This window comes from Amycolatopsis sp. NPDC102389 (genome assembly GCF_044765885.1).
In the GTDB taxonomy this organism is placed as follows: Bacteria; Actinomycetota; Actinomycetes; order Mycobacteriales; family Pseudonocardiaceae; genus Amycolatopsis.
The window spans coordinates 62,022-88,550 of the sequence record NZ_JBIWKX010000029.1; the positions used below are offsets into that span (position 1 = coordinate 62,022).

Consider the following 26,529-nt stretch of genomic DNA (forward strand, 5'->3'; position numbering starts at 1 on the left):
GTTCTCTGCTGGGTGCTGGTCATTCCGCGCCGCCCGAAGCGATCGCGGCCAGCACGTGGTCCTGGGTGAGCCGCTCCCCCGCGAGTTCCCCGACCACCGCTCCGTCCTTGAGCACGATCAACCGGTCGGCGCCGTCGAGGAGTTCCTCCATCTCCGAGGAGATCAGCAGGACGGCGAGCCCTTCCTTGGCGAGTTCGTCGATCAGCGCCTGCACCTCCGCCTTCGCGCCGACGTCGATGCCCCGGGTCGGCTCGTCGAGCAGCAGCACTTTCGGTTCGGTGCAGAGCCAGCGGGCCAGGAGCACCTTCTGCTGATTACCGCCGGAGAGTTCGGCGACCTTCTGATCGGGGCTGGACACCTTGATCCGCAGGCGTTTCACGAACGTGTCGACGATCCTGTCCTGCCGGGCACGGCTCACCAGGCCGAAGCGGGACAGCTTCGGCAACGCGGCGAGCACGATGTTCTCCCGTACCGAAAGATGCGGGATGATCCCCTCGGTCTTGCGGTCCTCGGCGAGCATGCTGACCCCCGCGCGCATCGCGGCCGCCACATTCCCTTGCGGGACACGGCTTCCTCCGACGAGGACGATGCCACCGGACAACGGCAGGTCGCCGACGATCGCCCGCGCGGTCTCGGTGCGGCCCGAGCCGAGCAACCCCGCGAGGCCGACGATCTCGCCGGGTTTGATCTCGACCGAGACACCGCTCAATCGGTTGCCGCTGGTGAGGCTTTCCGCGCGCAGCACCGGTTCCCCGCCGGCCTCGTGGTCGCCCTCGAAGGCCGTCGCGCCGTGCGAGCGGATGTCGCCGACGCTGCGGCCGAGCATCATCGACACCAGTTCCAGCCGCGGCAGGTCGGCGAGCGGTCCGGTGTGGACCCGCTTGCCGTCCCGCAGCACCGTCACCCGTTCGCAGATCCGGTACAGCTCCTCCATCCGGTGGCTGACGTACACGATCGCGATCCCGCGTTCGTGCAGCCTGCCGATGACCTCGAACAGCGTCTCGACCTCACGCGGCTCCAAAGAGGACGTCGGCTCGTCCATGATCACGACGTCGGCGTCGACCGACACCGCGCGGGCCAGCGCGACCATCTGCTGCGCGCCGACACTGAGTGTCCCGAGTGGACGGCGGACGTCGGTGTCGATGCCGTAGTCCTTCAGCAGGGCCGCCGCGTCGGAGTTCATCCGTGCCCAGTCGACCAACCCGAACCGCTTCCTCGGCTCGCGGCCGAGGTACACGTTGCTCGCCACGCTCATCAGCGGGATGAGATTGACCTCCTGATAGATCGTGGAGATCGCGCCCCGCGCGTGGATCGTGCCGGAATCCGGCTTGTGCACGCCGGTGAGCACCTTGATCAGCGTCGACTTGCCGGCGCCGTTCTCGCCCACCAGCGCGTGCACCTCGCCCGGCCGCAGCGCGAACGACACGTCGTCGAGCGCGCGCACCCCGGCGAACGTCTTCGTCACGCCTTCGACCTCGAGAACCGGTTCCATCGTCAGTACGCGTTCCCGAGCTTCTGCGCCGCGTTCGCCGAGTCGTACTGGTCGTCGGAGATCACCACGGTCGGCGGGATCTCCTTGCCGGCGGCGAAGTCCTGCAGCGTCGAGAAGGCGAGCGGCCCGAAGCGCGGGTTGGACTCGATCACCGCGTTGTAGCTGCCGTCGGCGATGAGCTGGACGGCGTTGCGGGTGCCGTCGATCGAGACGATCTTGACGTCCTTGCCCGGCGTCTTGCCCGCGGCCTTCAGTGCGGTGACGGCGCCGATGCCCATCTCGTCGTTCTCGGCGTAGACGGCGGTGATCTCGGGGTTGCTCTGGATGAGCTGCTCCATGACCGCCTGGCCCTTGGACCGGTCGAACTCACCGGTCTGCTCGGCGACGATCTGGATGCCCGTGGTCGCGGCGATCTCGTCCTTGAAACCCTTGGTGCGGTCGGTGGTCACGTTGTTGCCGGACGCGCCGAGCAGGATCGCGACCTTGCCGGTGCCGCCGGTGGCCTTCACCATCTCCTGCGCCGCGCGCTTGCCCTGCTCGACGAAGTTCGAGCCGATGAAGGTCAGGTAGTCGGCGCACGGCTGCGAAGTCACCTTGCGGTCGATCGTGATGACCGGGACCTTCTTCGCCTTCGCCGCGTCGAGGGCCGGCTGCAGGCCGTCGGAGTTCAGCGGGGCCACGATGAGCAGCTGCGCACCCCGGTCCAGCAACGACTTGATGTCGCTGACCTGCTTGTTGAGATCGCTCTGCGCGTTGGTGACCAGAAGTTTGCCGTCCGGGACACCGAGCTTCTTGGCTTCGTCCTTGATGGACTGTGTCTCGGCGATCCGGAACGGGTTCGCCTCCTTCTCCGACTGGGAGAAGCCGATGACCGCGTTCTTCACGTCCACCTGCGGGTAGCCGGTCTTCTCGCGGGCGCACCCCGGCCCGGCGGCCTGGTTCGGCGCCGCCGAAGCGGCCGGCCCCGCCCCCGACGGGGCGGATTGCTGGGTCTCACGGCTGGTGCAGGCCGTCAGCGCGAGCGCGAGGCCGGTCACCAGGAGCAGGGTGCGGCGGATGGGCAGGGACATCGATCGCTCCTCGGGGAAGTCGAGCACACGGGTCTGCGGTGACCCATGTCACTCATAGGGACGATGCCAGATTTACATCGTTGGTACAACGTTGTAAATCCGCCGTTCGCGCGGCTAGGCTGTGCCGGATCTGTACCGGAGCACTGCGGAGGGGAGCGAGGGTGGCCACGCTCAAGGACGTCGCCAAGCTTGCGGGCGTCTCGGTCAAGACCGTGTCGAACGTGGTCAACGGCTACGACTTCGTCAAGCCGGAGAACCGCAAACGCGTCGAGGAGGCGCTGGCCTCGACCGGATACCGGCCCAATCTCGGTGCCCGCAACCTCCGCCGCGGGCGCACCGGGTTCCTCGGGCTGATGCTGCCCGAACTGAGCATCCCGTACTTCGGCGAGCTGGCGGGCCTGGTGCTGCAGGCGGCGCAAGAGCACGAGTGGAACGTCCTCATCGAACAGACCCTCGGTACCAGGGAACGCGAGCGCAACGCGCTGTCCGCGCTGGGCCCGCATCTGATCGACGGCGCGATCATCAGCCCGGAAGCGTTGCACACCAACGACTTTGAGGATCTGGCGCCGGGTGTCCCGTTGGTGATGCTCGGCGAGCACGTCGTCGACGTCCCGATAGACCACGTGGGCATCGACAACGTCCAGGCCGCCCGGATCGCGGTGCGGCACCTGATCTCGCTCGGCCGCCGCCGGATCGCCGCGATCGGCGCGCATCCGCAGCGCCACACGGCCGCGCAGCGGCTGGAGGGTTACCACTCCGCGCTCGACGAGGCGGGGCTCGTGCCCATCCCGGAACTGGTCCTGCCCGCCCTGCGTTACCACCGCGCCAACGGCGCCGAAGCGATGGCGCATCTCCTCGCGCTGCCGGAACCGCCCGACGCGGTCTTCTGCTTCAACGACCTTCTCGCCATCGGCGCCCTTCGCGCCGCGGCCGAACGCGGCGTCCAAGTGCCGTCGGACATGGCGATCGTCGGCTTCGACAACAACGAGGAGAGCGCGTACAGCCTGCCGTCCCTGACGACGATCGCGCCGGACAAGGCGGCGATCGCGCGGGCCGCCGTCGATCTGTTGCGGCGGCGTATCGCGGGCGGGAGCGACCTCGAACCGGAAGACGTCCAGACGCCGTTCTCCCTGGAGATCCGGAACAGCACGATCGCCTGACTCCCGCATTCAGAGGACTAAACGCGGGAGTCGTGGCATGGTGTGTCCGTGAACCGGGCCCTGGCCGTACTGACCCTCGTCGCGTACGTGACGTTGCCGCTCGGCTCGGCCAAATACGAGACGCTCGTGCTGCCGACGCTCCTCGCCGGGCTGGTCTACGCGGCGATCGCGATCGCCGGCTTCCCCTGGGTGCAGAAGCACGGACGCGCGTGGGCGATCGCGTACGTCTGCGTTCAGCTACCGCTCGGCTTCACGCTGTTCTCGCTTTCGGGCGCCGCCATCGGGGCCGTCCTGCTGCTCGTGGTCCTCGTCTGCCACACCGTGTTGCTGCTGCCGCTGCCGGTGGCGTTCGGGGTCGCTGTCGTCATCCCGCTCATCCACCTGCCGATGGCACCGCTGGACGGGCTCCGGGAGGGGCTCGGGACGCTGGCGGTCATGATCTTCGCCGCCGTGGTGACCGAGCTGGTCGTCCGGGAGAAACGGGCGCGGGAGGAGCTGGCCGAGGCGCACGAACGTCTTCGCGACCACGCCGCGCAAGCCGAACAGCTCGCGACGATCCAGGAACGCAACCGGCTCGCGCGCGACATCCATGACGGGCTCGGCCACCACCTCACGGTCGTCCAGATGATGTTGCAGGCCGCCCGCGCCGTCATCGGCACCGGAGACACGGAGCGCGCCGACGGGATGCTCGCCAAGGCGCAGGATCAGTCGCGCGAGGCGCTGGCGGAGGTCCGCCGGTCGGTGTCGGCGTTGCGTGAGCCGCGCTCCGAACCGCTCACGGACGCGTTGCGGACGCTGACGGACGAGGCTTCCGCGGCGGGTGTGCCGACCGCGTTCGAAGTCAAGGGCACCGCGAGGGACACCCGCGCCGACGTCGAGGAGTCGCTGTTCCGAGCGGCTCAGGAGGGCTTGACCAACGTGCGCAAGCACGCGCGGGCCAAGGCCGCGACCGTGGTGCTCGACTACGCCGTCACCGATCGAGTACGCCTCGAGGTCCGCGACGACGGTCTCGGGATCGCCGCGGATTCCCCGCCGGACAAGGGTTTCGGTCTGATCGGCCTTCGCGAGCGGGTCGCCGGGCTCGGTGGCCGGGTCTCGGTCGACTCCGCCGAAGGGCAGGGCTTGACGCTCACCGTGGAGGTGCCGGGATGAGTGTGCGCGTGCTGATCGTCGACGATCAGGCGTTGTTCCGCGAGGCGCTGGCGACCCTGCTGGAAGTCCAGCCGGAGATCGACGTCGTCGGTGAGGCGGCGAACGGCGAGGAGGCCGTGCGGCTCTGCGCCGAACTCCGCCCCGACGTCGCGCTGATGGATCTGCGGATGCCCGTACTGGACGGAATCGCGGCCACCGCACGGCTTCGGGCCGAGCAACCCGGCGTGCGCGTCCTGGCGCTGACCACGTTCGACGACGACGAGGACGTGTTCGCCGCGTTGCGCGCGGGCGCCGTCGGCTATCTGCTCAAGGACGTCTCGTCGACTCGGCTGGTCGAAGCGCTGGTCGCGGCCGAACGGGGCGAATCGGTGCTGCAGCCCTCCGTCGCGGCGAAACTCGTCGCGCGGGTGGCCCGGCTGCCCGCCGAGACACCCCGGCCGTCGGCGACACCGCTTTCGGAACGGGAACTGGAAGTCGTCCGGCTCCTGGCGGACGGCCGCAGCAACCGCGAGATCGCCAAGACGCTGTTTCTCGCCGAGGGCACGGTGAAGAACCTCGTGACGAGTGTCCTGTCCAAGCTTCAGGTGCGGGACCGGACCCAGGCCGCGCTGCGCGCGAAGGAACTCGGCCTGTTCTGAACACCGGTCACATGACCTCGCACATGACTTCCGGCACCTGCTCTCGTGCCCCGCCGCGGCCGAACATTGCTCCCGTCCGCATCGACCGAGGGAGCCGGAAATGAACCACACGACAGAACAGAAGACCCGCAAACAAGCCGTCCTGCACTTCACCCGCCACGCAGTGGAAATGCTGCTCTCGATGGTGGCCGGGATGATCGTCCTCGAACCGGTCTGGTCGTTCCTGTGGCCCGGCCTCGCCGCAAACGTGACCGCGAACGCGCTGGTGATGGCGACGAACATGTCGCTCGGCATGGCGCTGTGGATGCGGATCCGGCGCCACGGCTGGGCTTCGATCGCGGAGATGTCGGCCGCGATGTACGTGCCCTATCTGCTGTTCCTGCCCTTCTTCTGGACCGGCCTGATCTCGGGATCGACCTTGATGACGGCTGGGCACGTGCTGATGGTGCCCGCGATGCTCGCCGCCATGCTCCGCCGCCGCGCCGAATACGGAGCCTGACCATGCGATCCTTCGTCCGTGTCACGCTGACCGTGCTGGCGTTCACCGTCGCCGCGCTGGCCCTGCCGGTCACACTCGGCGCTGTCACGCTCAGCGCCAGCTTCGAGAACCGCTACACGCAGAGAACCGACGGGATCGCGCCGCGGCCGGTCCCCCGGCCGCACGATCCCGCCAAACCGACCGCGGTGGTCGTCGTCGGGAACGAAGGTGCCGTCGTCTCCGACGCGCTCGCGCCCTACGAGGTCCTGGCGGCGACCGGCGCGTTCAACGTCTACACCGTCGCGCCGGAGGCCCGTCCGGTCACGTTGACCGGCGGGCTCGATCTGGTCCCGGACCTGGGTTTCGCCGATCTCGACAGGCTGCTCGCGTCCACCGCCCCGGACGTCGTGGTGGTCCCCGCGTTGCCGGACCTCGGCGAGCCGACCACGCGGCCGGTGACCGACTGGCTGAAGCGGCAGTCGGCACGGGGCTCGCTGCTCATGAGCGTCTGTAACGGCTCGGGCGTCCTCGCTTCGGCCGGGCTCCTCGACGGCCGGAAGGCCACCGCGCACTGGATCCGCATCGGCGGCTTCGACGACGAATTCCCCGCCGTGGACTGGATTCGCGGCACGCGCTACGTCGACGACGGCACCATCGTGACCACGGCGGGGATCCTCTCCGGAATCGACGGGGCACTCCGAATCGCCGAGCGGTTCGCCGGCACCGAAGCCGCGCGGAAGGCGGCCGAAGCCGTCGGCTGGACCCACTACTCCCCCGGCTCCAGCCCGCCGATGACGCAGAACACCTTCGAAGCGGCGGACACCGTCGTCGGGTTCAACACCGCCTTCCGCTGGGACAAGCAGAAGCTGGGAATCCTGCTGACGTCCGGGATCCGGGAACTCGAACTCGCCGCGGTGTTCGACACCTACGGCCAGTCGCTGGCGGTCGAGACGACGGCCGTCGGTCTCGACGGCACGCCGATCCGGTCCCGGCACGGACTGACCTTCGCCCCACGCGGCAAGCCGGTGCCGGGAGACCGGCTCGTCGTGCCCGGCGCGGACGCCGCCGCGAGCCACGCCGCCGATCGGTACTCCGCGCTCTCACCGGTGTACCTGCACGCCGGGCCCGGATTCCCGTTCGACGCCGTACTCGAAGACCTGGTGCGCACCACGGACACCGCGACCACGCGATGGACGGCCAGGACCTTGGAGTACCGGACGGACCATCTCGCGCTGGACGGCGCAGCGTGGCCGTGGACGGTCACGCTGCGCCCGTTCGGGCTGGCCGTCCTCGGTCTGCTCGCGGCCTTCGGGATCCGGGCCCTCTATCGCCCGGCTACTCGCGGAGACCGATCGCCTCGATCGGCTTCGACCGCAGCGCCACGCGGGTGGCGAGGCCGAGCGAGACCAGCCCGAGCAGGATCGCCCCGGCGATGACACCGCCGAACACGGAGATCGTGCCGGACGGCAGCGGTGTGCCGCGCAGGCCGAGGTTCAGCAGCATCAGCGGGATCCCCGCCACCACGGTGCCCAGCAGGGCCGCGACGCCGACGGTCGCCAGTGCTTCGAAGCGCATCATCCGCACGACTTGACGTTTCGTGGTGCCGATCAGGCGCAGCAGCGCGAACTCCCGCGAGCGCTGCGCCGTGCTCATCACCAGCGTGTTCGCCACCGAGATCACTACATAGCCGAGGATCACGCCGACCGCGACCAGGTTCACGTAGAACTGGGCCTGCTGCTGACCACCCTCGGGCGCGGCCACCGCCGATCCCGGCGTCACGGCCAGCCCCGGATAGCGGACCGCGAGCTCGTTCAGCGCGGCGGTCACGGTGGCGGAATCCGCGTCGGGCCGCTGCCGCACCAGCACCGCATCGTCCATCCGGTCGCCGGTGTGCGCCCTCGCGAGATCGGCAGGCAGCACGTACCGGCCGAAAGCCTGGTCGCGGGTGTAGGTGGCGACCAGCCGCAGCTTCGCCGGGGCGCCGTCACCGAAGTAGAACTCGACGTCGTCGCCGATCTTCTTCTCGTACCAGCCCGCTTCCGATTCGCTCATCGCCACGGTGTTCCCGGTCAGGTCGGCGATTTTGCCGGAAACGACGCCCAGGTCGAGGTTTCCGCGGACCTGCGCCCCGTCCAGTCCCTGCGCCGCGTACCGCTCGACGTGCAGGTTGTCCTGCTCCTGCACCGTGTTGATCACCTCGGTCCGCACGACCGGGGTCGCGGCGACGACACCGGGGACACGCCGGGCCGCCTCGGCGACTTCCGGCGACAACCCGCCCGCCCCACTGGCGAGGACGTAGTCCGCCGTGGTCGATTCGACGGTCTCCTCCTGGCGTGCGGCGGCCGCCGACGTCTGGCTGTAGAACATCGTCAGCGCGAACGAGACCGCCAGCATCACCGGCGTCACCGCGGCCGCCAGCCGTCGCGAGTTGGCCTGGCTGTTCGCGGCGGCCAGGTAGCCGCTGATCCGCGACGTCCGGTTGAGCACCGGCGCGATCAGCCGCGTCATGACGGCGACCACCTTCGGGCCGAGCACGGCCAGCCCGATCACGATGACCAGCGACGAACTTCCCGAAGCCGCGAGCCCCGCCTCACCGCGGAGGAAGGTCGGGACCATCGCTCCGCCGAGACCGGCCACCACCAGCGCGCAGCCGATGATGACGCGCACACGCCCGAGTTCACGCCGTTCCACCGCGGCCTCGCCCAGCGCCTCCACCGGGCGGATCGACGACGGGCGCCGCGAAGCCGACCAGGCGGCCAACCGCGCCGTGCCCAGGCCCAGCGCCAGCGCGGCGACGAGCGGGATCGGGCTGATCGCCAGTTCGAAGTCGGGCGGGATCACCCCGATGGCCCCGAACGCGTTCCTCAGCCCGAAACCCACCGCCACCCCAAGGCCGCTGCCCAGCACTCCGGCGACCGCCGCGACGATCATCGTCTCGGCGCCGATGAGCTTGCGGATCTGCTGGGGAGTCGCCGCGATCGCCCGCAGCAACGCGAACTCCCGGCGTCGCTGGTTGATGACCAGCGCCAGCGTGCTGGCCACGACGAACACCGCGACGAGGAGCGCGAAACCGCCGAACGAGCCCGCCAACGCCATCAGCAGCATCCGGGTCTGGCTCACGTCGAGGAATTCGACGGTGCTGCGCTCGACCCCGGTCGTCACCGTCACCTTGGCGGTACCGACCGCGGCGCCGATCTTCTCGGCGAGGTCGCCCGGCGTGACACCCGGATCCGCCAGCACGCCGATCGCGTGCGCCTGTCCGGGTGTCCCGGCGAGTTCGGCGGCCTTCTCCGGCGAGAAGAACAGCACGGACTGGCGGGCGAGGCCGTCGCCCGTCTTCGGAGTGGCGATCCCGGAGACCCGGAACTCCACCGGAGCCGACCGGACGGCGATCTTCACCCGCTGCCCGACCGACACCCCGCCCCGCGACGCCAGGTCCGCGTCCAGGACCACCTCGTCGGCACCGGCGGGCGCGCGGCCGTCACGCAGCGAGAACGGCGCCAGCACGGCGGCGTCCCAGTTGTGCCCGAGCGACTGGCCGCCTTCCGGTCCGTTCAGCGCCCGGCCGTCGGCGGTCACCACGGTGGCCGGGAAACTCTGCTCGGCGACCACGCCGCGGACCCCGGGCACCGCGGAGATCGCGCCGGTGAGCGTCACCGGAACCGAAGCCTGCTCGGCCACCTGCTGGCTTTCGAGCGCGCCGGCCCCGGGCGGGTCGACCGTCTGCTGACCGCCGACGACGACCGCCGCGTCGGCGTACCGCTGCGTCGGGACACCCGCGCGCAGACCGGATTCCATCAGGATGCCGCAACCGGCGACCAGCGCCGTCCCACAGAGGATCGCGACGAACGCGCCGACGAAACCGCTCAAGCGGGTTTTCGTCGTCTGCCAGGCCAAATCCCACATGCCGTCACCACTCCCCGAGGTGCGTCATGCGCTCCGCGACACGTTCCGGCGTCGGGTGCGGAAGATGGCCCGCCAGCTTGCCGTCGGCGAGGAACAGCACGCCATGCGCGGCCGACGCCGCGACCGGGTCGTGCGTGACCATCAGCACCGTCTGCCCCATACTGTCCACAATGGAGCGAAGCAGATCGAGAACCTGTTTCGCGGTACGCGTGTCCAACGCCCCGGTCGGTTCGTCGGCGAGGACGACCTCCGGCCGGGTGATCAGCGCGCGGGCGATCGCGACCCGCTGCTGCTGGCCACCGGAGAGTTCCGACGGGCGGTGTTCGAGCCGCTTCGCGATCCCGACGCCCTCGACGATTTCGCGCAGCCACTGCGGATCCGGCTTCTTCCCAGCCAGCCGCAGCGGCAGGGTGATGTTCTGCAGCACGTTCAGCGACGGCAGCAGGTTGTAGGCTTGGAAGACGAACCCGATGCGCGTCCTCCGCAGCTCGGTGAGCGCTTTCTCGCGCAGCCTGCTCAGTTCCGTGTCGCCCAGCAGCACCCGGCCCGAGCTCGGCTTGTCCAGCCCGGCCGCGCAGTGCAGGAAGGTGCTCTTGCCCGAGCCCGATGGTCCCATCACCGCGGTGAACGTGCCCCGGCGCACTTCGACGGTCACCCCGTTCAAAGCCGTGACCGCGCCGTCACCGGATCCGTAGACCTTGCTCACGGATTCCAGTGTCAAGGCGCACGCGCCCCCTGAATTCATCGTTTCCCCTTTAGCGGTAATGATCTCTCTCGCCTGAACCTACGGCCGGCGAGGGCCCGGATCGATCCCGCGTGAGGGAAGACTCGTGGTAGCGCTGGCACCACCATGGGGCGGTCAGCCCATCGAGATCCCCGGCCTGCGAGCGGTGTGACCGTTCGCCTTCTCCAGTGCGTGCGCGATTCCGAGCGCGCGAAGGTCGGCGTGGTGCGGCGTGACCACCTGGATCCCGACCGGCAGCCCGTCGCCGGTGAAACCCGCCGGCACGGCGGTGGCCGGGCATTCGGTGGCCGAGATCAGATAAGCCGCCCGCATCCAGTGCAGGTAGTCCTCGACTTCGGTCCCGCCCACGGTCTTCGGGTACTCGAGCTCCGCGTCGAAGGGAAGCACCTGGCTCGCAGGGAGAACGACGGCGTCCACTTCGGTGAAATAGGCGCGGACGCGGTGGAAGAGTTCGGTGCGCAGCCGCATGGCCCTGGCGACGTCCTCGCCGGTCAGCGCGCGTCCTTTCGCGACATTCCACCTGATGGCCTGTTTGACCTTGTCCGGTTCGGCGTCGACGAGGTCACCGACGGCCTGCGCGTAGTTCAAGGCGCGGAAGGTCTGGAATACCTCCTCGGCCCCGGTCAGGTCCAGGCAGCCGGAGACGACCTCCGCGCCGAGGCCGCGCAGCACGTCCACCTGGTCTTCCACGATCGCCGCGACCTCGGCGTCGACGGGCACCCGGCCGCCGAGATCGGGCGAGACCGCGATGCGCAGTCCGTCCAGCCGGGTCGGCAATCCGGCGGTGAACACGCTGCCGGGTTCGGCCAGCGACAACGGCGCACGATCGTCCGGGCCTGCCTGCACGGACAGCAGCAGGGCCGTGTCGGCGACCGTGCGTCCCATCGGGCCTTGGACACCAAGGGTGAACCAGGCGTCCCTCGCCGGCCACGTCGGGACCCGGCCGGGACTCGGGCGGTGGCCGACGACGTTGCAGAACGAGGCGGGATTCCGCAACGAGCCGCCCATGTCGCTGCCATCGGCCAGCGAAGTCATCCCGGCCGCGAGCGCGGCGGCGGCTCCCCCGCTCGAACCGCCGGCCGAACGGTCCGGCGCGTAGGGATTGCGGGTCAGGCCGAACACCGGGTTGAAGGTGTGCGATCCCGCGCCGAACTCGGGAACGTTCGTCTTGCCGAAGACGATCGCGCCCGCGGCGCGCATCCGGGCGACGACGAGTTCGTCGGCGTCGGGAACGTTGTCCTCGAACGCGGGCGAGCCGAAGGTGGTGCGCATCCCGGCGGTCGCGTGGAGATCCTTCACGGCGAGCGGAAGCCCGTGCAGTGGCCCAAGCGACCGTCCGGCAGCCCGCGCTTCGTCGGCCGCCGCGGCGGCGGCCCGCGCACTCTCCCCGTCGATACTGACGACGGCGTTCACCACCGGGTTCAGCTTCGCCACGCGATCGAGCGTGGCGTCGAGCAGTTCCCTCGCCGACAACTCGCCGGAGGCCAGCAGCCCGGCCTGGACGGTGGCGGGCAGATCGTTGATCGCGCTCACGCGCCGACCTCCTTCATGTCGGGTCCATCGTAGGGAAATCCTTCAGCCGGGCAACGGGTTCCTCCACTAGGCGCGGCACCCGGCGCTTCCTACGTTGGGACGAACGTTGCCGGGGAGGGGCGCAACGTCGACCGTCCCGTCACCGTTCAAGGAAGAGCGCGCATGACAGCATCCACCGCTCCATCCAGGACCACCTCGACCCAGACCCGGCGGCTCGCGATCGGCGCGGGCGCCGGGACATCGCTGGAGTTCTTCGACTTCTCCATCTACACGGTCGCCTCCGCGCTGGTCTTCCCCAAGGTGTTCTTCTCCGGCGACACCGATCCCTGGTTCGCCTCGTTCATGAGCCTTGCGACCTACACGATCGGCTACGTCGTCGCGCCGCTCGGGGCGATCGTGATGGGCTGGGTGGGCGACCGCTACGGCCGCCGCCGCGCCATGCTCATCACCTTCTACCTCATGGGCGCGGCCACCGTCCTGATGGGACTGTTGCCCGGCTACGCCACCCTCGGTGTGGCGGCGCCGTTCCTGCTCGTCCTGTTGCGCCTGGTGCACGGTTTCTCCCGAGGCGGTGAGCTGGGCGGGGCGTCGGTACTCGCCGTCGAGCACGCGCCGCCGTCACGCCGGGCGGCGTTCGGCGCCTTCGTCGCCTTGGGTTCACCGCTCGGCGCGCTGCTCGCGAACCTCGCCTTCGTGCTGATCTTCTACTTGCCGCCAGGGGTCATCACCAGCTGGGGCTGGCGGGTCCCGTTCATCGCGGGCGCGGTCGTGCTGGCCATCGGGGTCTGGGCGCGGCGTGCCCTCGAGGAATCGCCGGTGTTCCACGAACTCGCGGCCAGCAAACTGGACGAGAAGATCGTCAAGCTGCCGATCTGGAACGTCATCCGCGACAACTGGGGCAGGCTGCTGCTCGCGGCCGGCGCGAACACCGGGCTCAACGGGGTCATGTTCGTCCTGGCCGGGTTCATGCTCTCCTACGCCGCCGGCCCCGCGCCGAAGGGCCTCGGCCTGGACATCCAGGACGTGCTGTGGTGCACGTTGCCCGCCCTCGCGCTCCACGCGGTGACGGTCTTGCTCGGTGCGCGGCTCTCCGACCGGCTGGGCCGCAAACCCGTGATGCTCGCGGCCTCCGTCGCGGTGCTGGCGTACATGTTCGCGCTCTTCCCGATCGCGCGCGCCGGCACGTTGACCGCGTGGACGCTCGCCATCGCCGGTGGGTTCGCCCTCACCGGATTCCTGTTCGGCCCGCTGATCACCTACCTGACGGAACTGTTCACGCCAGAACAACGGCAGTCCGGCGCCGGGCTGGCGTACCAGATCGGCGCGGTGCTCGGCGGCGGCCTCGCGCCGTCGATGGCGAACCGGCTCATCGAATGGACCGGCACCTCGACGTCGGTCGGCTACTACCTCGCCGGCGGGATGGCGCTGACCGTCGTCTGCCTGCTGGCCCTTCCCGAAACCGCACCCGTGAGGACCCACCGATGAACGACGAACTCGCCGACCTGCGGCACCGCGTCGAGAAACTGGAGGCCGAGGCCGAGATCCGCCGCGTCCAGGCCCGCTACATGTTCCTCTGCGACACGCCGTGTCCGGAGTACGGCGTCGCCGACGACGACCACCGCATCGATCTGATCCTCGAGCTGTACGCCGAAGACGCCGTCTGGGAAGGCGTCGGCGAGCACTACGACGGACAGTTCGGCCGCGCGGTGGGCAAGGACGCGATTCGCGCGCATTTCGCGCGGTTCTGGGGTGAGAAGCGGGACCCGGCGCTGGTCCTCAACGCTCACTATCTGACCTCGGAGCAGATCCACGTCGACGGTGATCGGGCCGAGGGGCAATGGATCCACGTCCAGCCGTGGCTGTACGCCGACGGGACGGGGCTGCTGCGATCGAGCAGGCTCAACAACGCCTTCCGGCGCCACGGGGACCGCTGGCTCATCACGCGCACGCGGACCGAGAACGTCTTCATCGCTCCGCTGCCCGGCGGTTTCGCGTCGGACTTCCCGACGACTTCGGTGCTGATGTCTTGATCCCCCGACCCGGTCCGTGAAGGCCTCCTTGAGGGACTCTGGGTCCCTCAAGGAGGCCTTCACGGACCGGCAGAAGCCGCCTGCACCTACACGGTGACCTGGTGCTGAAGGACATCGCGCACCAAAGTGCCCAGGCTGTCCGCCTCGGTCTTGGCCTTGATCCGCGCCCGGTGCACATCGACGGTCTTCACGCTCGTGCCCAGCTGTCGCGCGATCAGCTGGCTGGGCAGGCCGTCGATCACCAGCCGGAGCACCTCCCGTTCGCGCGGGGTCAGCGTCGCGATCCGCTCGGTGACGGCTTTGCGGCACGCGGCCTCCGAGAACCGTTCCGACGCGATCACGAGCTGCGCCTGGACGACCTCCAGCATCCGCTGCGGCTCGTACGGCTTCTCGAGAAAGTCGACCGCGCCCAGCCGGAGCGCTCGCACCGACATCGGGATGTCGCCGTGCGCCGAGCAGAAGATCACCGGCGCCGGGAATTCGCGGGCGACCAGTTTCTCCTGCAGCTGCAACCCGCTGAGCCCCGGCATCCGGACGTCGATGATCAGCACGCTCGGCTCGTCGGGGTCGAACTCCTCCAGGAACGTCGGCCCGTCCGGGTAGACGAGCGCCTGGATGCCGACGCTCTCCAGCAGGAACACCAGGGATTGGCGGATGGCCTCGTCGTCGTCGACGATGTAGACCACCGGCGACTTCTCGCCGCCGGACGCGGAATCGGTGGTGACCATGGAGAGCTCCTTACCATGAATCCCCGGCGAGCACCCGCTCCGCCCAGCAGGCGTGCCCGAGCAGTTCGTTTTCTCCGCCGTGACGGCCGACGAGTTGCAGTCCGAGCGGCAGACCCGCCGCGTCGGTGAATCCGGGTAAGGCGACCACGGGCAGGCCGAGCGCCTGCCAGCCCCGGCTCAGCACGGGATTCCCGGTCGCGGCCAAGCCTCGCGGTGCCGCGCCGGGTGCCGCCGGGCCGAGCACGACGTCGTAGGAGTCGAACACCTCCGCCACTCGGACGGCGCCGTCGGCGATGGTGGCGCGGGCGCTCTCGTACTCGTCGGGCGAGGTCGCGGCTCCGGTTCGCAGCAGCTGCGCCAAGGGCACGCTCAGCCGCTCGGCCATGGCGAGCTCGGCGGCCCTTTCCCGGGCCGCTTCGTAGGCCATCACCACGGGATGCGCGGCGGTGAGGTCGGCCATCAGCCGTTCGTCGCGGAACGGCTCGACGGTCGCCCCGGCGTCCCGCAGACGCTTCGCCGCTTGCGTCAGCGCGTGCCGCATCGGTGCTTCGACGACGTCGAGCGCGTCGGCGGACCACACCAGGATCCGCGGAGGACGGGGCTCCAGGCCGGGATCGCCGGTCAGCGCCGCCCACGCGGTCGCGAGGTCGGCGGCCCCAGCCGCGAACACCCCGTGGCTGTCCAGGCTGGGGCTCAATCCCGTCACCCCGGTGACCGGGAACCGGCCGTGGCTCATGACCAGCGAGGCGACCCCGCAGTACGACGCCGGCCTGGTGACCGAGCCTGCGGTCTGCGAGCCGAGCGCGAGCGGCACCTGCCCGGACGCGACCGCGGCGGCCGACCCGCTCGACGAGCCGCCGGGGGTATGCCCGGGAGCGGCGGGATTCCCGGTCGGGCCGGGAGCGAAGAAGGCGAACTCGGTGGTGACCGTTTTCCCGAGCGGAACCGCACCGGCCGCACGCCACGCGGTCACGATCGCCGCGTCCGAGGTCGCCGGAACGGCTTCCGCGCGCAGTGTCGAACCGCAACGGGTGGGCACACCCGCCAGATCGATGATGTCCTTGACCCCGAGTGGCACGCCCGCGCCCGGCAGGAAGTCCGCCTGTTCGACCCAGGCGCGCAACTCCGCGTCCGTCTCGGCGATCCGCGCCAGTGCGCGCTTCGAAGCCGCTTCCGGAGTGGTCCGCCCCTGCCGCAGGTCCCGGACGAGTTCCCGCAGCGACCACGGGCGCTTGAGGTTCACTCGTCCTCCCAAGCGGCATCGGCTTCCCAATAGTCGACACCGCCGGCGCTCACCGCGTGCCGCCACTCGGACGTCCGCTTCAGCCGGGGTTCGACCCGCGCCGTCACTTCGTCGGCGGCGTCGGGGCCGTCGGCGGGGGCCTGCCAATGGACCCAGTTCAGCTCACGGCCCTCGGAGTCGTGCACGAACAGGTCCACATGGCGCCAGCCGTACCCGTGGTTGTCGTTGTAACACATCAACGTGGTGCGCTCGTTCACGGCGCGATCCGGTGGAATTCGCGCCGGAAGTAGGCGAGGCCCCCGGCGTCCTCGTCGACGAAGACGTCCTCGACCTCGACGAAGAGTACCGTGTGCGTGCCCTGGGTGAACTCGGCGCCGACTCCTCCGATGAGGACGGCGGCCGCGTCACGGACGACGGGGATGCCGAACCGGTCGTGATCCCAGACGTCGAACCGGAACCGGTCGAGCATCGGCACGTCCGTCGCGCCGGCGAACTGCAGGGCGAGCTCCTTGTGCTGGGACGCCAGGACGTTGATGGCCATCCTGCCGTTGGTCCGGAAGATGTCGTGCGTATAGCTCGACTGGTTGACGCAGACCAGCAGGGTCGGCGGTGAGTCGGTCACCGAGCAGACCGCGCTCACCGTGATGCCGGCGCGGCCGCTGACGCCGTCGGTGGTGACGATGTTGACAGCCGTCGAAAGGTTCGCCATCGCCGCGCGGAACCGTCGCTGGGTGGTGGTCAGCTCATCGGGCATACCTCGACGCTAGAGCCGTGGCCGAAACCGGTGATATCCCGAGTTCCACCGCGCCGCCTGAGGATTTCCCTTACGTGTCCAGCGGCAGCGCGAACCCGAACCGCGATCCGCCGCCTTCCCGGCGCTCGGCCCAGATGCTTCCGTGCTGCCGGGTGATGATGCGATGGCTCAGCGCCAGCCCGATCCCGCTGCCTCCGGGTTTGCTGGTGAACGACTCGGCGAAGGGATCCCTGGCGACGCCGCGGCCGTGATCGTCGACGGTGAGGACGCCGACCCCTTCCTTGGCCCGGGTGCCCACCGTGATCCGCCGCTGCACGGGTTCGCATTCCGCGGTTTCGTCGATCGCGTTGAGGCACAGGTTCATCACCACCTGACCGGTGAGGACGCGTTCGCACCGCACCAGCACCGGCGCCGGATCGAGCCGGACCTCCACGTCGACAGAGTGCGGCGCGGCGCTCAGCTCGATGAAGTACAGGCATTCCCGGACGATCTCGTTCAGGTCGACCAGCTGCTCGACCTGCTCCAGATGCCCGACGAACGACCGCAGCGAACCGACGATGTCCTTCGCCCGGTCGATCTGTCGGGCGACGCTGTCCAAGCCGTATCCCATCTGCTCACGGACGTCACCGCCGTCCGCCATCGTGGCGGCACGCGCGCGGATGCCCGCGATGAAATTCGCGGCGGCCGCCAGCGGCTGGCCGAGCTCGTGCGCGATCGCCATCGCCATGTCCCCCATGGCGTTGTAGCGCGCCAGATAGTTCTCGTGCCGCAGTTCCAGCTCTCGCCGCGCTTCGCCGCGAACCCGCTCGGACACGTCGTGCAGGATCATCAGATACGCGTCGACCTCGGATTCGGAAAGCCGCTCCAGGCTCCCTTCCAGCCAGGTCGCGTTCTCCCCCGGCAGCTCCAGTTGCACCGGCCCGACCGGATCCGCGCCCGCCACCACCTCGGTCCAGCGCACCGGCCTGCCGCCGAGATACAGCCGTGCGTACGCGGTCAGCGGCTCCCCGGCCAACCGATCGTCGTCGCCGGTCAGGCCGAGGAAGGTCAGCGCGCTGTCCGTGGCGAACCGCACCGCTCCGGCGGCGTCGAGCATGAACGCCACGGTCGAGGTGTGCCGCGCCAGCGCGTCGACGTACGACGTCGTCAGCTTCAGCTCCCGTTCGACCTCCTCCGCGCGCTGGATGTCGCGGAACTGCACCATCACCGCGGGTCCCCGCTCCAGCTTGACCCGGATGGCCACCGCGTCGGTGGGGATGACGCGGCCGGATTTGCTCCGGTAGTGCCACACGATCCGGCTCGAACCGTGTTCGACCGCGGCCTGGAGCCACGCCCGTCCGATGACCCGGTCGTATTGCTGGGCGGAGCTGCTCATGTGGTTGGCCTTGAGCGGGCGCAGTTCCGAAAGGCTGAACTCGAGCATCTCGCACGCGGCGGGATTGGCCCACAGGATGTTCTTGGTCGCCGCGTCGTGGACGAGCACGCACACCTTCGAGGCGTTCATCATCGCCACGAAGTCGCCGGTGGCCGGCTCGGGCGCGATCGGGTCGACCTGCACGGCCTCAGCATAGGAGTTCGCCGCCGGGCCCACCGGTAAGGATTTCCCCTACCCCTCTGCGTGGGAATCCCCGGCCGCCGGCAGGCAATGACCAATGGCAACGTCCGGCGATGATCCCTAGCGTCGGAGACATCTTCCCTACGACGCGAGGAGCGCCCGATGGCCCAGATCCAGGAGAGCCCGGCCGTGACACTCGACGATGTCCTGGCCGAACTCCTCGAGCGCCGTCAGGAGTTCCGCGACCAGCGGTACGTCTCCCGCGACTTCGTCGGCAGGCTCAAGGAAGCAGGCGTCTACCGGTCCGCGACCCCTGAACGGTTCGGCGGCAGGCCCCTGCCTCCGGCCGAATTCCTGCGGATCGTCGAGCGGATCTCCGTCGTCGACGGATCCACCGGATGGGTGGCCAGTTTCGGCTCCGCGCTGGTCTACCTCGCGGCACTGCCCGTCGAGACGCAGGCCGAGCTGTACGCCGACGGCCCGGACGTGTGCTTCGCCGGCGGTCTCTTCCCCGTGCAGCGGGCCGAGCCCACCGCCACCGGTTTCCTGGTCGACGGGCGCTGGAAGTTCGCGAGCGGCTGTATGGGCGCGGACATCCTGGGCGTGGGGATCCCCGGTGACGACACGACCGCCGGAAAGCCGCGCACCGCGCTGCTGCGGCCCGAGCAGGTCGAGATCGTCCAGGAGTGGGACGTCGTCGGGATGAAGGGGACCGGTTCCTTCGACCTCGTCGTCGACAAGGTCGAGGTCCCGCGCGAGTGGACGTTCATCCGCGGCGGTGCGCCGACCATCGACGAGCCGTTGTACCGCTACCCCACCCTCGCCTACGCCTCCCAGGTCCTGGCGGTCGTCGGCGCCGGGGTCGCCCGCGCGGCGCTCGACTTCGCGACCGAGGTCGGCAGTGGCCGTTCGGGCGTCACGGGCGCGCCGAAACTCGCCGACCGCGCCTACTACCGGACGGGGCTGGGCGAGGCCGAGGCGACGATGCGTTCGGCGCGGGCGTACTTCTACGAGGTCACCGACGAGGCCTGGCAGACCGTGCTGGACGGCGATCCCGTGACGCCGGAGCAGAACGCGCATCTCCGCCTGGCCTCCACCCATCTCGCGAAGACCGCCGCGGAGACCGTCAACCGGGTCATCGGCCTGTCCGGAACCGGTGCCATCGCCAACGACCATCCGCTGCAGTGGTTGCTCGGCGACGCCCTCGTCCCCCAGCAGCACGCCTTCCTGGGTCCGGCCATGTACGACGCCGCGGGTGCCGTGCTGATGGGGCATCCGCCCACCGTTCCCGGCTTCCAGTGACCCACCACCGACCGCTGACGAGGAGTTGGACCACCACCATGAGCGATACCCCGCTGCGCGTGCTGTTCTGCATCGGTATCAACCAGAACTTCTTCGACCTGCCCGAGGGCGGCGTCGCCGCGAGCGACGTCTGGACCGCCTTCGTCGCGCTGATGGACGGCATCAAGGGCTTGCCCGGCGTGGACTTCATCGGCGACATCGACGACGACTCGCATATGGTCGGCCCGTCCGACGGCTGGCCGTGGACCTGCTACCTGCTCTGCGACGTCGATTCCCAGGAAACCGTCAAGCAGGCGTGCGACTTCCTGCGCGGCACGCCGGTCGGTGACAGCCCGTGGAAGCTGTGGAAGTACGCCAAGATCGAAGCGCGTATCGGCCGCGCCCTCACTCCGCGCGAATACCGGGGCTGATCGCGATGACCGAATTCACCGCCGCCACCGTGTACGACCTGCCGCCCGCGGACCTCGTCCTCGGCGACCGGGTCGCCGGCCGGATGTACACCGACCCCGCGATCTTCGACCAGGAGATGACGAAGATCTTCGAGCGGGCCTGGATCTGGGTCGCCCACGAATCGGAACTGCCCAAGGCGGGCAGCTTCAAGTCGACCCACGTCGGCCGTCATCCGGTCATCGTCACCAAGGACCGCAAGGGCGAGATCCGCACGCTCGTGAACCGCTGCCGCCACCGGGGCGCGTCGCTCTGCGAGAAGAAAACGGGCCACGCCAACGGGTTCACCTGTCCCTACCACGCCTGGTCCTACGGCCTCGATGGCAAACTGCGCGGCATCCCGTATCCCGACGGGTACGAGGGCGTCATGGACAAGGCCGATCTCGGGCTGAAGACCCTGCGCACCGAGTCCTACGGCGGGATGATCTTCGCGACCCTGAACGCCGACGCCGAACCGCTCACCGACTTCCTCGGCGACGTCAAGCTGTGGATCGATCGCTTCATGGCGCAGGGCGGCGGCTATCCGGTGAAGGTGCTCGGCACCCATCGGTTCACCTATCGGGGCAACTGGAAGATCCAGCTGGAGAACACCACCGACGGGTACCACTTCCCCATCGTGCACCGCTCCTGGATGGCCTCGGTCGACGCCGAAACCGCCGAGATGATGTCGTTCATGACCGACCCGACTGCGGTCACCCACGACCTCGGCAACGGCCACTCGGTGATGCAGATGGTCCCCGAACACTCCGATCTGGACGCCGACGACGGCAGCGAGCCGCTCCAGCCGCGGTTCGACGGCCTGGTCGCCCAGCTCGAAGCCGCGGGGACGGACGCAGCCGAGATCCGCAGGCTCGTCCGTGCCGTGCACGGCACGGGATTCAACCTCAACCTGTTCCCGAACGTGTCGATGTCGATCTCGTTCTTCCGGGTACTGCGGCCGATCAGCGTCGACGAGACCGTCATCGAGCACGTCGCCCTCGGCAGCGACGGCCCGCCCGAGATCGTCGGGCCGGTCAACCGGGAACGGCTGCGCGCCCACGAGCATTTCCAGGGTCCGTTCGGGTTCGGCACGCCGGACGACTCCGAAGGCTGGGACCGGGTCCAGCGCGGTGCGCAGGGCGCGCCCGAGATGCCGATCATGGTCAACCGCGGTCTGGGGCGCGAAAAGCCCTCCGCCGAGGGCTGGCCGACCAGCCACGTCACCGACGAGACCGGAATGCGGGCGGCGTACGCCCAATGGAAGCGGATGATGAGCGATGACTGAGACCCTCACCGATCCGCGGGTGATCCGCGCGATCGAGCTGGCCTGGCGAGAGGCCGCCCTGCTGGACGCCAAGGATTACGAGGCCTGGCAACGGCTTTACGCCGACGACGGGAAGTACATCATCCCGATCGAACGCGACGCCGACGATTTCGACGACGTCCTCAACATGGTCCACGACGACGCCCGGATGCGCGGGCTGCGCGTGCGGCGGATGACCGAGGGCTACGCGCTCGCCGCGGTGGACTCGGCGATCACCGTGCGGACAGTCTCACGCTTCATTCCCGTGGACGTCGACGATCGGTCGGTCACGCTGAAGGCCGCCCAGATCATCGTGGCCTACAAACGCGGCCGCCACGACCTCTGGGCCGCCGACGTCGACTACGTGATCCGGCTCGGCGCCAGTGGCGACGAGGACCGCTTCGCCCGCAAGGTCGTCCGGCTGGTCAACGCCGACGAAGCCGTTCCGGCCGCGGGATTCCTGCTGTGAGCGGCACCGCGCCGGTCGCCGTGATCACCGGCGGGGCGACCGGGCTCGGCGAGCGGATCGTCCGGCGTCTGCACAGCGGCGGCCACCGGGTGGCGATCGCCGACCTCGACGAGGCGGCCGCGAAACGACTCGCGACCGAATTGGACCGGACCGGGGCGCACGCGCAGAGCTACCGGGTCGACGTCGCCAGCCGACCGGACATCGATCAGTTGCTCGCGTCGGTGCTCGGCGACTTCGGCGGGGTCCAGGTACTGGTCAACAACGCCGCCCGCACCCAGGCACGGCCGCTGCTGGAGATCACGCCACAGGAGCTCGACGAGGTGATGGCGGTGAACTTCAGCGGCACTTTCCACGCCTGTCAGCTGTTCGGCGCCCACATGGCCGAAGCCGGGTACGGCCGGATCGTGAACATGGCATCCCTGGCGGGACAGAACGGCGGCACCGCGACCGGCGGGCATTACGCGTCGTCCAAAGGCGCGATCCTGACGGCGACCAAGGTGTTCGCCCGCGAGCTCGCCGCTCGCGGGGTCACGGTGAACGCGGTCTCCCCCGGTCCGCAGGACAGCCCCATGGTCCACCGGATCGTCGGTGAGGAGAACCTCGACCGGCTGACGGCCGGTATCCCGGTCGGACGGCTGGGCAGCATGACGTTCATCGCCGAGATGGTGGCGCTGCTCGCCTCCCCCGAAGCCGCCTCCGTCACCGGCGCCTGCTGGGACGCGAACGGCGGCCTGTTCATGCGCTGACCTGGAGGCACCTGGATGACGAACGTCCTCTTCCGCGTCGTCGAAATCATCGAAGAGACGCCGGAGATCCGCACCCTGCGACTGGTCCGGCAGGACGACGAGCCGCTGCGCGTCCGTTACCGGGCAGGGGCGCACGTCGACGTCGTCGGTCCGACCGGGGTGCTGCGGCAGTATTCGCTCTGCGGCGCCCCCGACGACCCGCGCTCGATCCTGATCGCCGTCAAACGGGAGCCGGACTCGCGCGGCGGATCGGTGGCGATGCATCAGGTCTCGGTCGGCGATCACCTCAAGATCAGCGAGCCGCGCAATCTGCTGACCGTCGCCGAAGACGCCGATCGGCACGTCCTGGTCGCCGGCGGTATCGGCATCACGCCGCTGCTGTCGATGGCCTACGAGCTCTACACCTGGGGCAGCGATTTCGAGCTGCATTACTTCGCGCGCTCGCGAGAGACCGCGGCTTTCGTGGAACTTCTCGAAGAACGCGTGGAGTTCGCCGACCGCATCCGGCCGCATTTCGGCGTCCCGCGCGGCGAACATCCCGCCATCCTGCGGGCGATCGCCGAGGGGCTGACGCCGTCCACGCACGTCTACACCTGTGGCCCCGACGGTTTCATGCGACAGGTCGGTGACGTGCTCGGCCCCGTCGTCGGCGCGGATCACGTGCACGTCGAGCATTTCGAAGCCGCCGAGGTGGACACCTCGGGCGACCGCCCCCTCACCGTGGAACTCGACACCGGTGAGGAATTCGAGGTACCGCCGGGGAAATCGATCCTGGCGGTCCTCGAGGACAACGGCATCGAGGTGTTCAAATCGTGTCAAGAAGGCATTTGCGGCTCATGCGTGTCGGGCGTGCTCGAAGGCACCCCGGACCATCGGGACAACTGCCTGACCGCCGCCGACCGCGAAAGCCAGATGGCGATCTGCGTCTCACGCGCGCTCACCGACAGACTCGTCATCGAGCTGTACTGAGCGAAACTCGCCACCGAATGGCGAATAGCCGGGCGACGGGCGCCGCTGGCACGCTGGACCCGGTCCGCTCCGCCGAGAAAGGGTGATCCCCGGTGACGCGTCCCCTGGTTCTGGACCCGAACGGCCAAGACATCCATGCCGAGAACGAACGCCTTCGCGAACATGGCCCGATCACCCGAGTCGAGTTGCCGGGCGGTGTGGTGGCCTGGTCGGTGACGAGTTACGAGCTCCTGCGTGATCTGCTCAGCGACCAGCGTGTTTCCAAGGACGCGCGTCAGCACTGGCCGGCGCTGGCCGAGGTCAGCGCGGACTGGCCGTTGCTGGTGTGGGTCTCGGTGCGGAACATGTTCACCGCCTACGGCGCCGACCACAAACGCCTGCGCTCGCTCGTGACGCAGGCCTTCACGGCGCGCAGGATCGCCACGCTGGAGCCCCGGATCACCCGGATCGTCACCGATCTGCTCGACGGTCTCGCGGCCCTGCCCGCGGACGAACCCGTCGATCTGCGGGAGAACTTCGCCTATCCGGTGCCCATCGAAGTGATCTGCCACCTGTTCGGCGTACCGGACTCGGCCCGCGACAGACTGCGTCACTCGGTCGACGTCTTCTTCCGGACTTCGGCGAGCCAAGAAGCGATGTCGGCCGCCTACCAGGACATCCACTCGATCTTCACCGAACTCGTCGCCGTCAAACGGGAGAGCCCCGGCGAGGATCTCACCACCGCGCTCATCTCCGCACAGGACGGCGGCGCCCGGCTGGACGAGACCGAACTGCTCGACACCCTCATCCTGTTCATCTCGGCGGGTCATGAGACCACCGTGAATCTCCTCGACCAGGCCATCACCGCGCTGCTGACCCATCCCGATCAGCTCGATCTGCTCCGCGCCGGCCGGTACTCCTGGACCGACGCGATCGAGGAAACGCTGCGCTGGCAGGCGCCCGTGGCGAATCTGCCGTTGCGCTACGCCGTCGAGGACATCGCCGTCGCCGACGTGGTCATCCGGCAGGGCGACGCGATCCTGGCGGGCTACGCCGCCGCCGGACGGGATCCGGCGCTGCACGGGCACGACGCCGGCGCGTTCGACGTCACCCGCACCGACAAGGCGCACATCGCGTTCGGCTACGGCGCGCACTTCTGCATCGGCGCGCCGCTGGCCCGTTTGGAGGCGGCGATCGCCCTTCCTGCCCTGTTCGAACGGTTCCCGGAGATGACCCTCGCGACGTCGCCGGACGCCTTAAGTCACCTGGACTCGTTCATCTCCAACGGGCATCGCGCGCTGCCGGTGCTGTTGAACCGGCCGGTGCCGCCGTCGTAGCCCCGAGGTCAGCGGCCGCGGATTTTCGCGGCCAGCGCGGCGATCGGCGACCGCCGGGCCCGCACCGGAAGCCTGCCGGACGTGATGTCCTCGAGCAGGGTCGCCACCGTCTCCCGCGCACAAGTGCGGTTCGCGCCGATCCCGCCCGAGGGACCCCGTTTGATCCAGCCCACCACGTAGGCGCCGCCGTGCCCGTCGACGCGACCGGCGGTGTTCGGGATCGTGCCGCGGTCGTCGTCGAACGGCAGTCCCGGCACCGGGACGCCTCGATAGCCGACGGCGCGGACGACCTGACCGGCGGCGATTTCCACCGGCTCCTCCTGACCCGTGACGCGCAGGCCGCGAACCTGGGTGTCGCCGATGATCTCGGTGGGCGCGGAGTGGAAGCGCAGAACGATCCGGCGCGAATCCGCGGCCGGCGGCGCGGTCCAATCGACGGTCTCACGGGCGAGTTCGCGCAGCAGCGCCGCTTTGCCGGTGCCCGCGTCGATCGCGGCCGTGGTGCGCGGGTCCGCGTCGTCGACGACGAGCGGCACGCCGTCGCGCCCTGCCAACGCGAGCAGCTCCGGCGACGTGTAGGCGGCGTCCTCCGGCCCACGCCGGGCGAGCAGCACGACCTCCCGGATCTTGCTGGTACGCAACCGTTCCAGCGCGTGCGGGGCGATCGTGGTGCCCGCGAGATCGTCGGGGTCGGCGGTGAGGATCCTGGCCACGTCCAGTGCGACGTTGCCGGTGCCGACCAGCACGACACGTTCCGCGGACAGGTCCACCGCGTTCGCGGGCACGTCCGGATGGCCGTTGTACCAGGCGACGACGGTGGTCGCGGCGATGCTGCCGGGCAGTTCCTCGCCGTCCAGGCCGAGACCGCGCGCGGACGAGGCGCCGACCGCGTACACGACCGCGTCGTGGCGCTCGGCCAGCTCGTCCACGGTCACGTCGCGGCCGACCTCGGTGCCCAGGCGCATCCGCAGCCGCGGGTGCTCGTGAAGGCGCGAGAACGTCTCGCCGATCCGCTTCGTGGCGGGATGGTCCGGAGCGACGCCGTAGCGGACGAGCCCGCCCGCGACCGGCAGCCGGTCGATCAGCGTGACCTTCGCGTTCGTGTGGAGAAGCAGGTCCTCCACTGCGTACATGCCGGCCGGGCCGGTGCCGACGACGGCGATGTCCGCCGGCGCGAGGTCGCTCGGGATGGCCCGGTCGAACGTCGGCGGGCCCCAGCGGTGGAAGTTCGGCGCCGGATCCACAGAGGCGGCGGGCTCGCGGTCGGCATAGAAGGCCGCGTTGATCCCCTCGTAGACCTTCAACGATCCGGTCAGCAGGTCGACCGGGAAGATCGCGTCCACCGGGCAGGCGTCCGCGCAGGCCCCGCAGTCGATGCAGGAGGCCGGATCGACGTAGAGCATCTCGGTGGTGCCGAAGTCGGGTTCGTCCGGCGTCGGGTGGATGCAGTTGACCGGGCAGACCGACACGCAGGTGGCGTCGTTGCAACAGGTCTGAGTGATCGCGAAGGCCAT

At 69.5% G+C, this 26,529-nt stretch carries 25 protein-coding genes; 14 read left to right on the forward strand and 11 right to left on the reverse strand.

Features of this window, described 5'->3' with window-relative positions; genetic code table 11:
• Window positions 1–19: 19 nt before the first annotated feature.
• Window positions 20–1,492 (reverse strand): sugar ABC transporter ATP-binding protein, encoded by a 1,473-nt coding sequence (locus tag ACIRGA_RS23650; protein ID WP_400944500.1) that lies wholly within the window; start codon window positions 1,490–1,492, stop codon window positions 20–22.
• Window positions 1,493–1,494: 2 nt separating this feature from the next.
• Window positions 1,495–2,562, reverse strand: a complete 1,068-nt coding sequence (locus ACIRGA_RS23655; RefSeq protein ID WP_400944502.1) for an ABC transporter substrate-binding protein — start codon at window positions 2,560–2,562, stop codon at window positions 1,495–1,497.
• 161 nt (window positions 2,563–2,723) lie between these two features.
• On the opposite strand from ACIRGA_RS23655, the gene ACIRGA_RS23660 reads away from it, so the two are divergent.
• From ACIRGA_RS23660 to ACIRGA_RS23680, 5 genes are all read left to right on the forward strand, one after another.
• A complete protein-coding gene (locus tag ACIRGA_RS23660) occupies window positions 2,724–3,722 on the forward strand; it encodes a LacI family DNA-binding transcriptional regulator (RefSeq protein WP_400944504.1) in 999 nt (332 codons plus the stop codon).
• A gap of 48 nt (window positions 3,723–3,770) precedes the next feature.
• Window positions 3,771–4,874, forward strand: coding sequence for a sensor histidine kinase (locus tag ACIRGA_RS23665; protein WP_400944506.1), 1,104 nt, complete (start codon window positions 3,771–3,773; stop codon window positions 4,872–4,874).
• The gene (locus tag ACIRGA_RS23670; protein ID WP_400944508.1) at window positions 4,871–5,512 is read left to right on the forward strand and encodes a response regulator; all 642 of its coding nucleotides are present in this window, start codon (window positions 4,871–4,873) and stop codon (window positions 5,510–5,512) included. The genes ACIRGA_RS23665 and ACIRGA_RS23670 overlap by 4 nt, the downstream gene beginning before the upstream one ends.
• 100 nt (window positions 5,513–5,612) lie before the next feature.
• A complete protein-coding gene (locus ACIRGA_RS23675; protein ID WP_400944510.1) occupies window positions 5,613–6,011 on the forward strand; it encodes a hypothetical protein in 399 nt (132 codons plus the stop codon).
• Between the two features lie 2 nt (window positions 6,012–6,013).
• Complete coding sequence (locus tag ACIRGA_RS23680; RefSeq protein ID WP_400944512.1) at window positions 6,014–7,426, forward strand: DJ-1/PfpI family protein; 1,413 nt, start codon at window positions 6,014–6,016, stop codon at window positions 7,424–7,426.
• Here the strand turns inward: ACIRGA_RS23680 and ACIRGA_RS23685 are convergent.
• The 3 genes from ACIRGA_RS23685 to ACIRGA_RS23695 all read right to left on the reverse strand — a co-directional run bounded on the left by ACIRGA_RS23685 (window position 7,326) and on the right by ACIRGA_RS23695 (window position 12,174).
• A complete protein-coding gene (locus tag ACIRGA_RS23685; RefSeq protein WP_400944514.1) occupies window positions 7,326–9,896 on the reverse strand; it encodes an FtsX-like permease family protein in 2,571 nt (856 codons plus the stop codon). The two genes, ACIRGA_RS23680 and ACIRGA_RS23685, sit on opposite strands and share 101 nt — an antisense overlap.
• 4 nt (window positions 9,897–9,900) lie before the next feature.
• Window positions 9,901–10,641, reverse strand: a complete 741-nt coding sequence (locus ACIRGA_RS23690) for an ABC transporter ATP-binding protein (protein ID WP_400944516.1) — start codon at window positions 10,639–10,641, stop codon at window positions 9,901–9,903.
• Between the two features lie 114 nt (window positions 10,642–10,755).
• The gene (locus ACIRGA_RS23695) at window positions 10,756–12,174 is read right to left on the reverse strand and encodes an amidase (protein ID WP_400944518.1); all 1,419 of its coding nucleotides are present in this window, start codon (window positions 12,172–12,174) and stop codon (window positions 10,756–10,758) included.
• Window positions 12,175–12,336: 162 nt separating this feature from the next.
• Here ACIRGA_RS23695 and ACIRGA_RS23700 point away from each other — a divergent pair, with 162 nt between their 5' ends.
• Both ACIRGA_RS23700 and ACIRGA_RS23705 read left to right on the forward strand, forming a co-directional pair.
• The gene (locus ACIRGA_RS23700) at window positions 12,337–13,659 is read left to right on the forward strand and encodes an MFS transporter (RefSeq protein ID WP_400944520.1); all 1,323 of its coding nucleotides are present in this window, start codon (window positions 12,337–12,339) and stop codon (window positions 13,657–13,659) included.
• Window positions 13,656–14,204: a nuclear transport factor 2 family protein gene (locus ACIRGA_RS23705; RefSeq protein WP_400944522.1), complete on the forward strand. Its 549-nt coding sequence runs from the start codon at window positions 13,656–13,658 to the stop codon at window positions 14,202–14,204. Before ACIRGA_RS23700 ends, ACIRGA_RS23705 begins: the two co-directional genes overlap by 4 nt.
• An 86-nt stretch (window positions 14,205–14,290) precedes the next feature.
• Here ACIRGA_RS23705 and ACIRGA_RS23710 read toward each other — a convergent pair whose 3' ends face one another.
• From ACIRGA_RS23710 to ACIRGA_RS23730, 5 genes are all read right to left on the reverse strand, one after another.
• A complete protein-coding gene (locus ACIRGA_RS23710) occupies window positions 14,291–14,932 on the reverse strand; it encodes a response regulator transcription factor (RefSeq protein ID WP_400944524.1) in 642 nt (213 codons plus the stop codon).
• 10 nt (window positions 14,933–14,942) lie between these two features.
• Entirely contained in the window at window positions 14,943–16,175 is a 1,233-nt protein-coding gene (locus tag ACIRGA_RS23715; protein WP_400944526.1) for an amidase, read from the reverse strand.
• Complete coding sequence (locus tag ACIRGA_RS23720; protein WP_400944528.1) at window positions 16,172–16,432, reverse strand: hypothetical protein; 261 nt, start codon at window positions 16,430–16,432, stop codon at window positions 16,172–16,174. The genes ACIRGA_RS23715 and ACIRGA_RS23720 overlap by 4 nt, the downstream gene beginning before the upstream one ends.
• Entirely contained in the window at window positions 16,429–16,929 is a 501-nt protein-coding gene (locus tag ACIRGA_RS23725) for a flavin reductase (RefSeq protein WP_400944531.1), read from the reverse strand. Before ACIRGA_RS23725 ends, ACIRGA_RS23720 begins: the two co-directional genes overlap by 4 nt.
• Window positions 16,930–16,999: 70 nt before the next feature.
• A complete protein-coding gene (locus ACIRGA_RS23730; protein ID WP_400944533.1) occupies window positions 17,000–18,487 on the reverse strand; it encodes an ATP-binding protein in 1,488 nt (495 codons plus the stop codon).
• 159 nt (window positions 18,488–18,646) lie between these two features.
• Between ACIRGA_RS23730 and ACIRGA_RS23735 the strand changes: the two genes are divergently transcribed.
• The 7 genes from ACIRGA_RS23735 to ACIRGA_RS23765 all read left to right on the forward strand — a co-directional run bounded on the left by ACIRGA_RS23735 (window position 18,647) and on the right by ACIRGA_RS23765 (window position 25,015).
• On the forward strand, window positions 18,647–19,786 hold the full coding sequence (locus tag ACIRGA_RS23735) for an acyl-CoA dehydrogenase family protein (protein ID WP_400944535.1): 1,140 nt from the start codon (window positions 18,647–18,649) through the stop codon (window positions 19,784–19,786).
• A gap of 38 nt (window positions 19,787–19,824) precedes the next feature.
• Window positions 19,825–20,196 (forward strand): hypothetical protein, encoded by a 372-nt coding sequence (locus ACIRGA_RS23740; RefSeq protein ID WP_400944537.1) that lies wholly within the window; start codon window positions 19,825–19,827, stop codon window positions 20,194–20,196.
• Between the two features lie 5 nt (window positions 20,197–20,201).
• Window positions 20,202–21,497, forward strand: coding sequence for a Rieske 2Fe-2S domain-containing protein (locus ACIRGA_RS23745; protein WP_400944539.1), 1,296 nt, complete (start codon window positions 20,202–20,204; stop codon window positions 21,495–21,497).
• Entirely contained in the window at window positions 21,490–21,984 is a 495-nt protein-coding gene (locus ACIRGA_RS23750; RefSeq protein WP_400944541.1) for an aromatic-ring-hydroxylating dioxygenase subunit beta, read from the forward strand. Before ACIRGA_RS23745 ends, ACIRGA_RS23750 begins: the two co-directional genes overlap by 8 nt.
• On the forward strand, window positions 21,981–22,730 hold the full coding sequence (locus ACIRGA_RS23755; RefSeq protein ID WP_400944543.1) for an SDR family NAD(P)-dependent oxidoreductase: 750 nt from the start codon (window positions 21,981–21,983) through the stop codon (window positions 22,728–22,730). The genes ACIRGA_RS23750 and ACIRGA_RS23755 overlap by 4 nt, the downstream gene beginning before the upstream one ends.
• Before the next feature lie 15 nt (window positions 22,731–22,745).
• Window positions 22,746–23,699, forward strand: coding sequence for a PDR/VanB family oxidoreductase (locus ACIRGA_RS23760; protein ID WP_400944545.1), 954 nt, complete (start codon window positions 22,746–22,748; stop codon window positions 23,697–23,699).
• Window positions 23,700–23,791: 92 nt separating this feature from the next.
• Window positions 23,792–25,015, forward strand: coding sequence for a cytochrome P450 (locus tag ACIRGA_RS23765; RefSeq protein ID WP_400944547.1), 1,224 nt, complete (start codon window positions 23,792–23,794; stop codon window positions 25,013–25,015).
• Between the two features lie 8 nt (window positions 25,016–25,023).
• Here ACIRGA_RS23765 and ACIRGA_RS23770 read toward each other — a convergent pair whose 3' ends face one another.
• A complete protein-coding gene (locus ACIRGA_RS23770) occupies window positions 25,024–26,529 on the reverse strand; it encodes an FAD-dependent oxidoreductase (protein ID WP_400944549.1) in 1,506 nt (501 codons plus the stop codon).

Coding starts and splice junctions, on each gene's coding strand:
- ACIRGA_RS23650 (WP_400944500.1), bottom strand. CDS start 1,492: ATGGAACCGGTTCTCGAGGTCGAAGGCGTGACGAAGACGTTCGCCGGG.
- ACIRGA_RS23690 (WP_400944516.1), bottom strand. CDS start 10,641: ATGAATTCAGGGGGCGCGTGCGCCTTGACACTGGAATCCGTGAGCAAG.
- ACIRGA_RS23685 (WP_400944514.1), bottom strand. CDS start 9,896: ATGTGGGATTTGGCCTGGCAGACGACGAAAACCCGCTTGAGCGGTTTC.
- ACIRGA_RS23740 (WP_400944537.1), top strand. CDS start 19,825: ATGAGCGATACCCCGCTGCGCGTGCTGTTCTGCATCGGTATCAACCAG.
- ACIRGA_RS23655 (WP_400944502.1), bottom strand. CDS start 2,562: ATGTCCCTGCCCATCCGCCGCACCCTGCTCCTGGTGACCGGCCTCGCG.
- ACIRGA_RS23700 (WP_400944520.1), top strand. CDS start 12,337: ATGACAGCATCCACCGCTCCATCCAGGACCACCTCGACCCAGACCCGG.
- ACIRGA_RS23680 (WP_400944512.1), top strand. CDS start 6,014: ATGCGATCCTTCGTCCGTGTCACGCTGACCGTGCTGGCGTTCACCGTC.
- ACIRGA_RS23770 (WP_400944549.1), bottom strand. CDS start 26,529: ATGGCCTTCGCGATCACTCAGACCTGTTGCAACGACGCCACCTGCGTG.
- ACIRGA_RS23745 (WP_400944539.1), top strand. CDS start 20,202: ATGACCGAATTCACCGCCGCCACCGTGTACGACCTGCCGCCCGCGGAC.
- ACIRGA_RS23725 (WP_400944531.1), bottom strand. CDS start 16,929: ATGCCCGATGAGCTGACCACCACCCAGCGACGGTTCCGCGCGGCGATG.
- ACIRGA_RS23670 (WP_400944508.1), top strand. CDS start 4,871: ATGAGTGTGCGCGTGCTGATCGTCGACGATCAGGCGTTGTTCCGCGAG.
- ACIRGA_RS23760 (WP_400944545.1), top strand. CDS start 22,746: ATGACGAACGTCCTCTTCCGCGTCGTCGAAATCATCGAAGAGACGCCG.
- ACIRGA_RS23675 (WP_400944510.1), top strand. CDS start 5,613: ATGAACCACACGACAGAACAGAAGACCCGCAAACAAGCCGTCCTGCAC.
- ACIRGA_RS23735 (WP_400944535.1), top strand. CDS start 18,647: ATGGCCCAGATCCAGGAGAGCCCGGCCGTGACACTCGACGATGTCCTG.
- ACIRGA_RS23750 (WP_400944541.1), top strand. CDS start 21,490: ATGACTGAGACCCTCACCGATCCGCGGGTGATCCGCGCGATCGAGCTG.
- ACIRGA_RS23710 (WP_400944524.1), bottom strand. CDS start 14,932: ATGGTCACCACCGATTCCGCGTCCGGCGGCGAGAAGTCGCCGGTGGTC.
- ACIRGA_RS23705 (WP_400944522.1), top strand. CDS start 13,656: ATGAACGACGAACTCGCCGACCTGCGGCACCGCGTCGAGAAACTGGAG.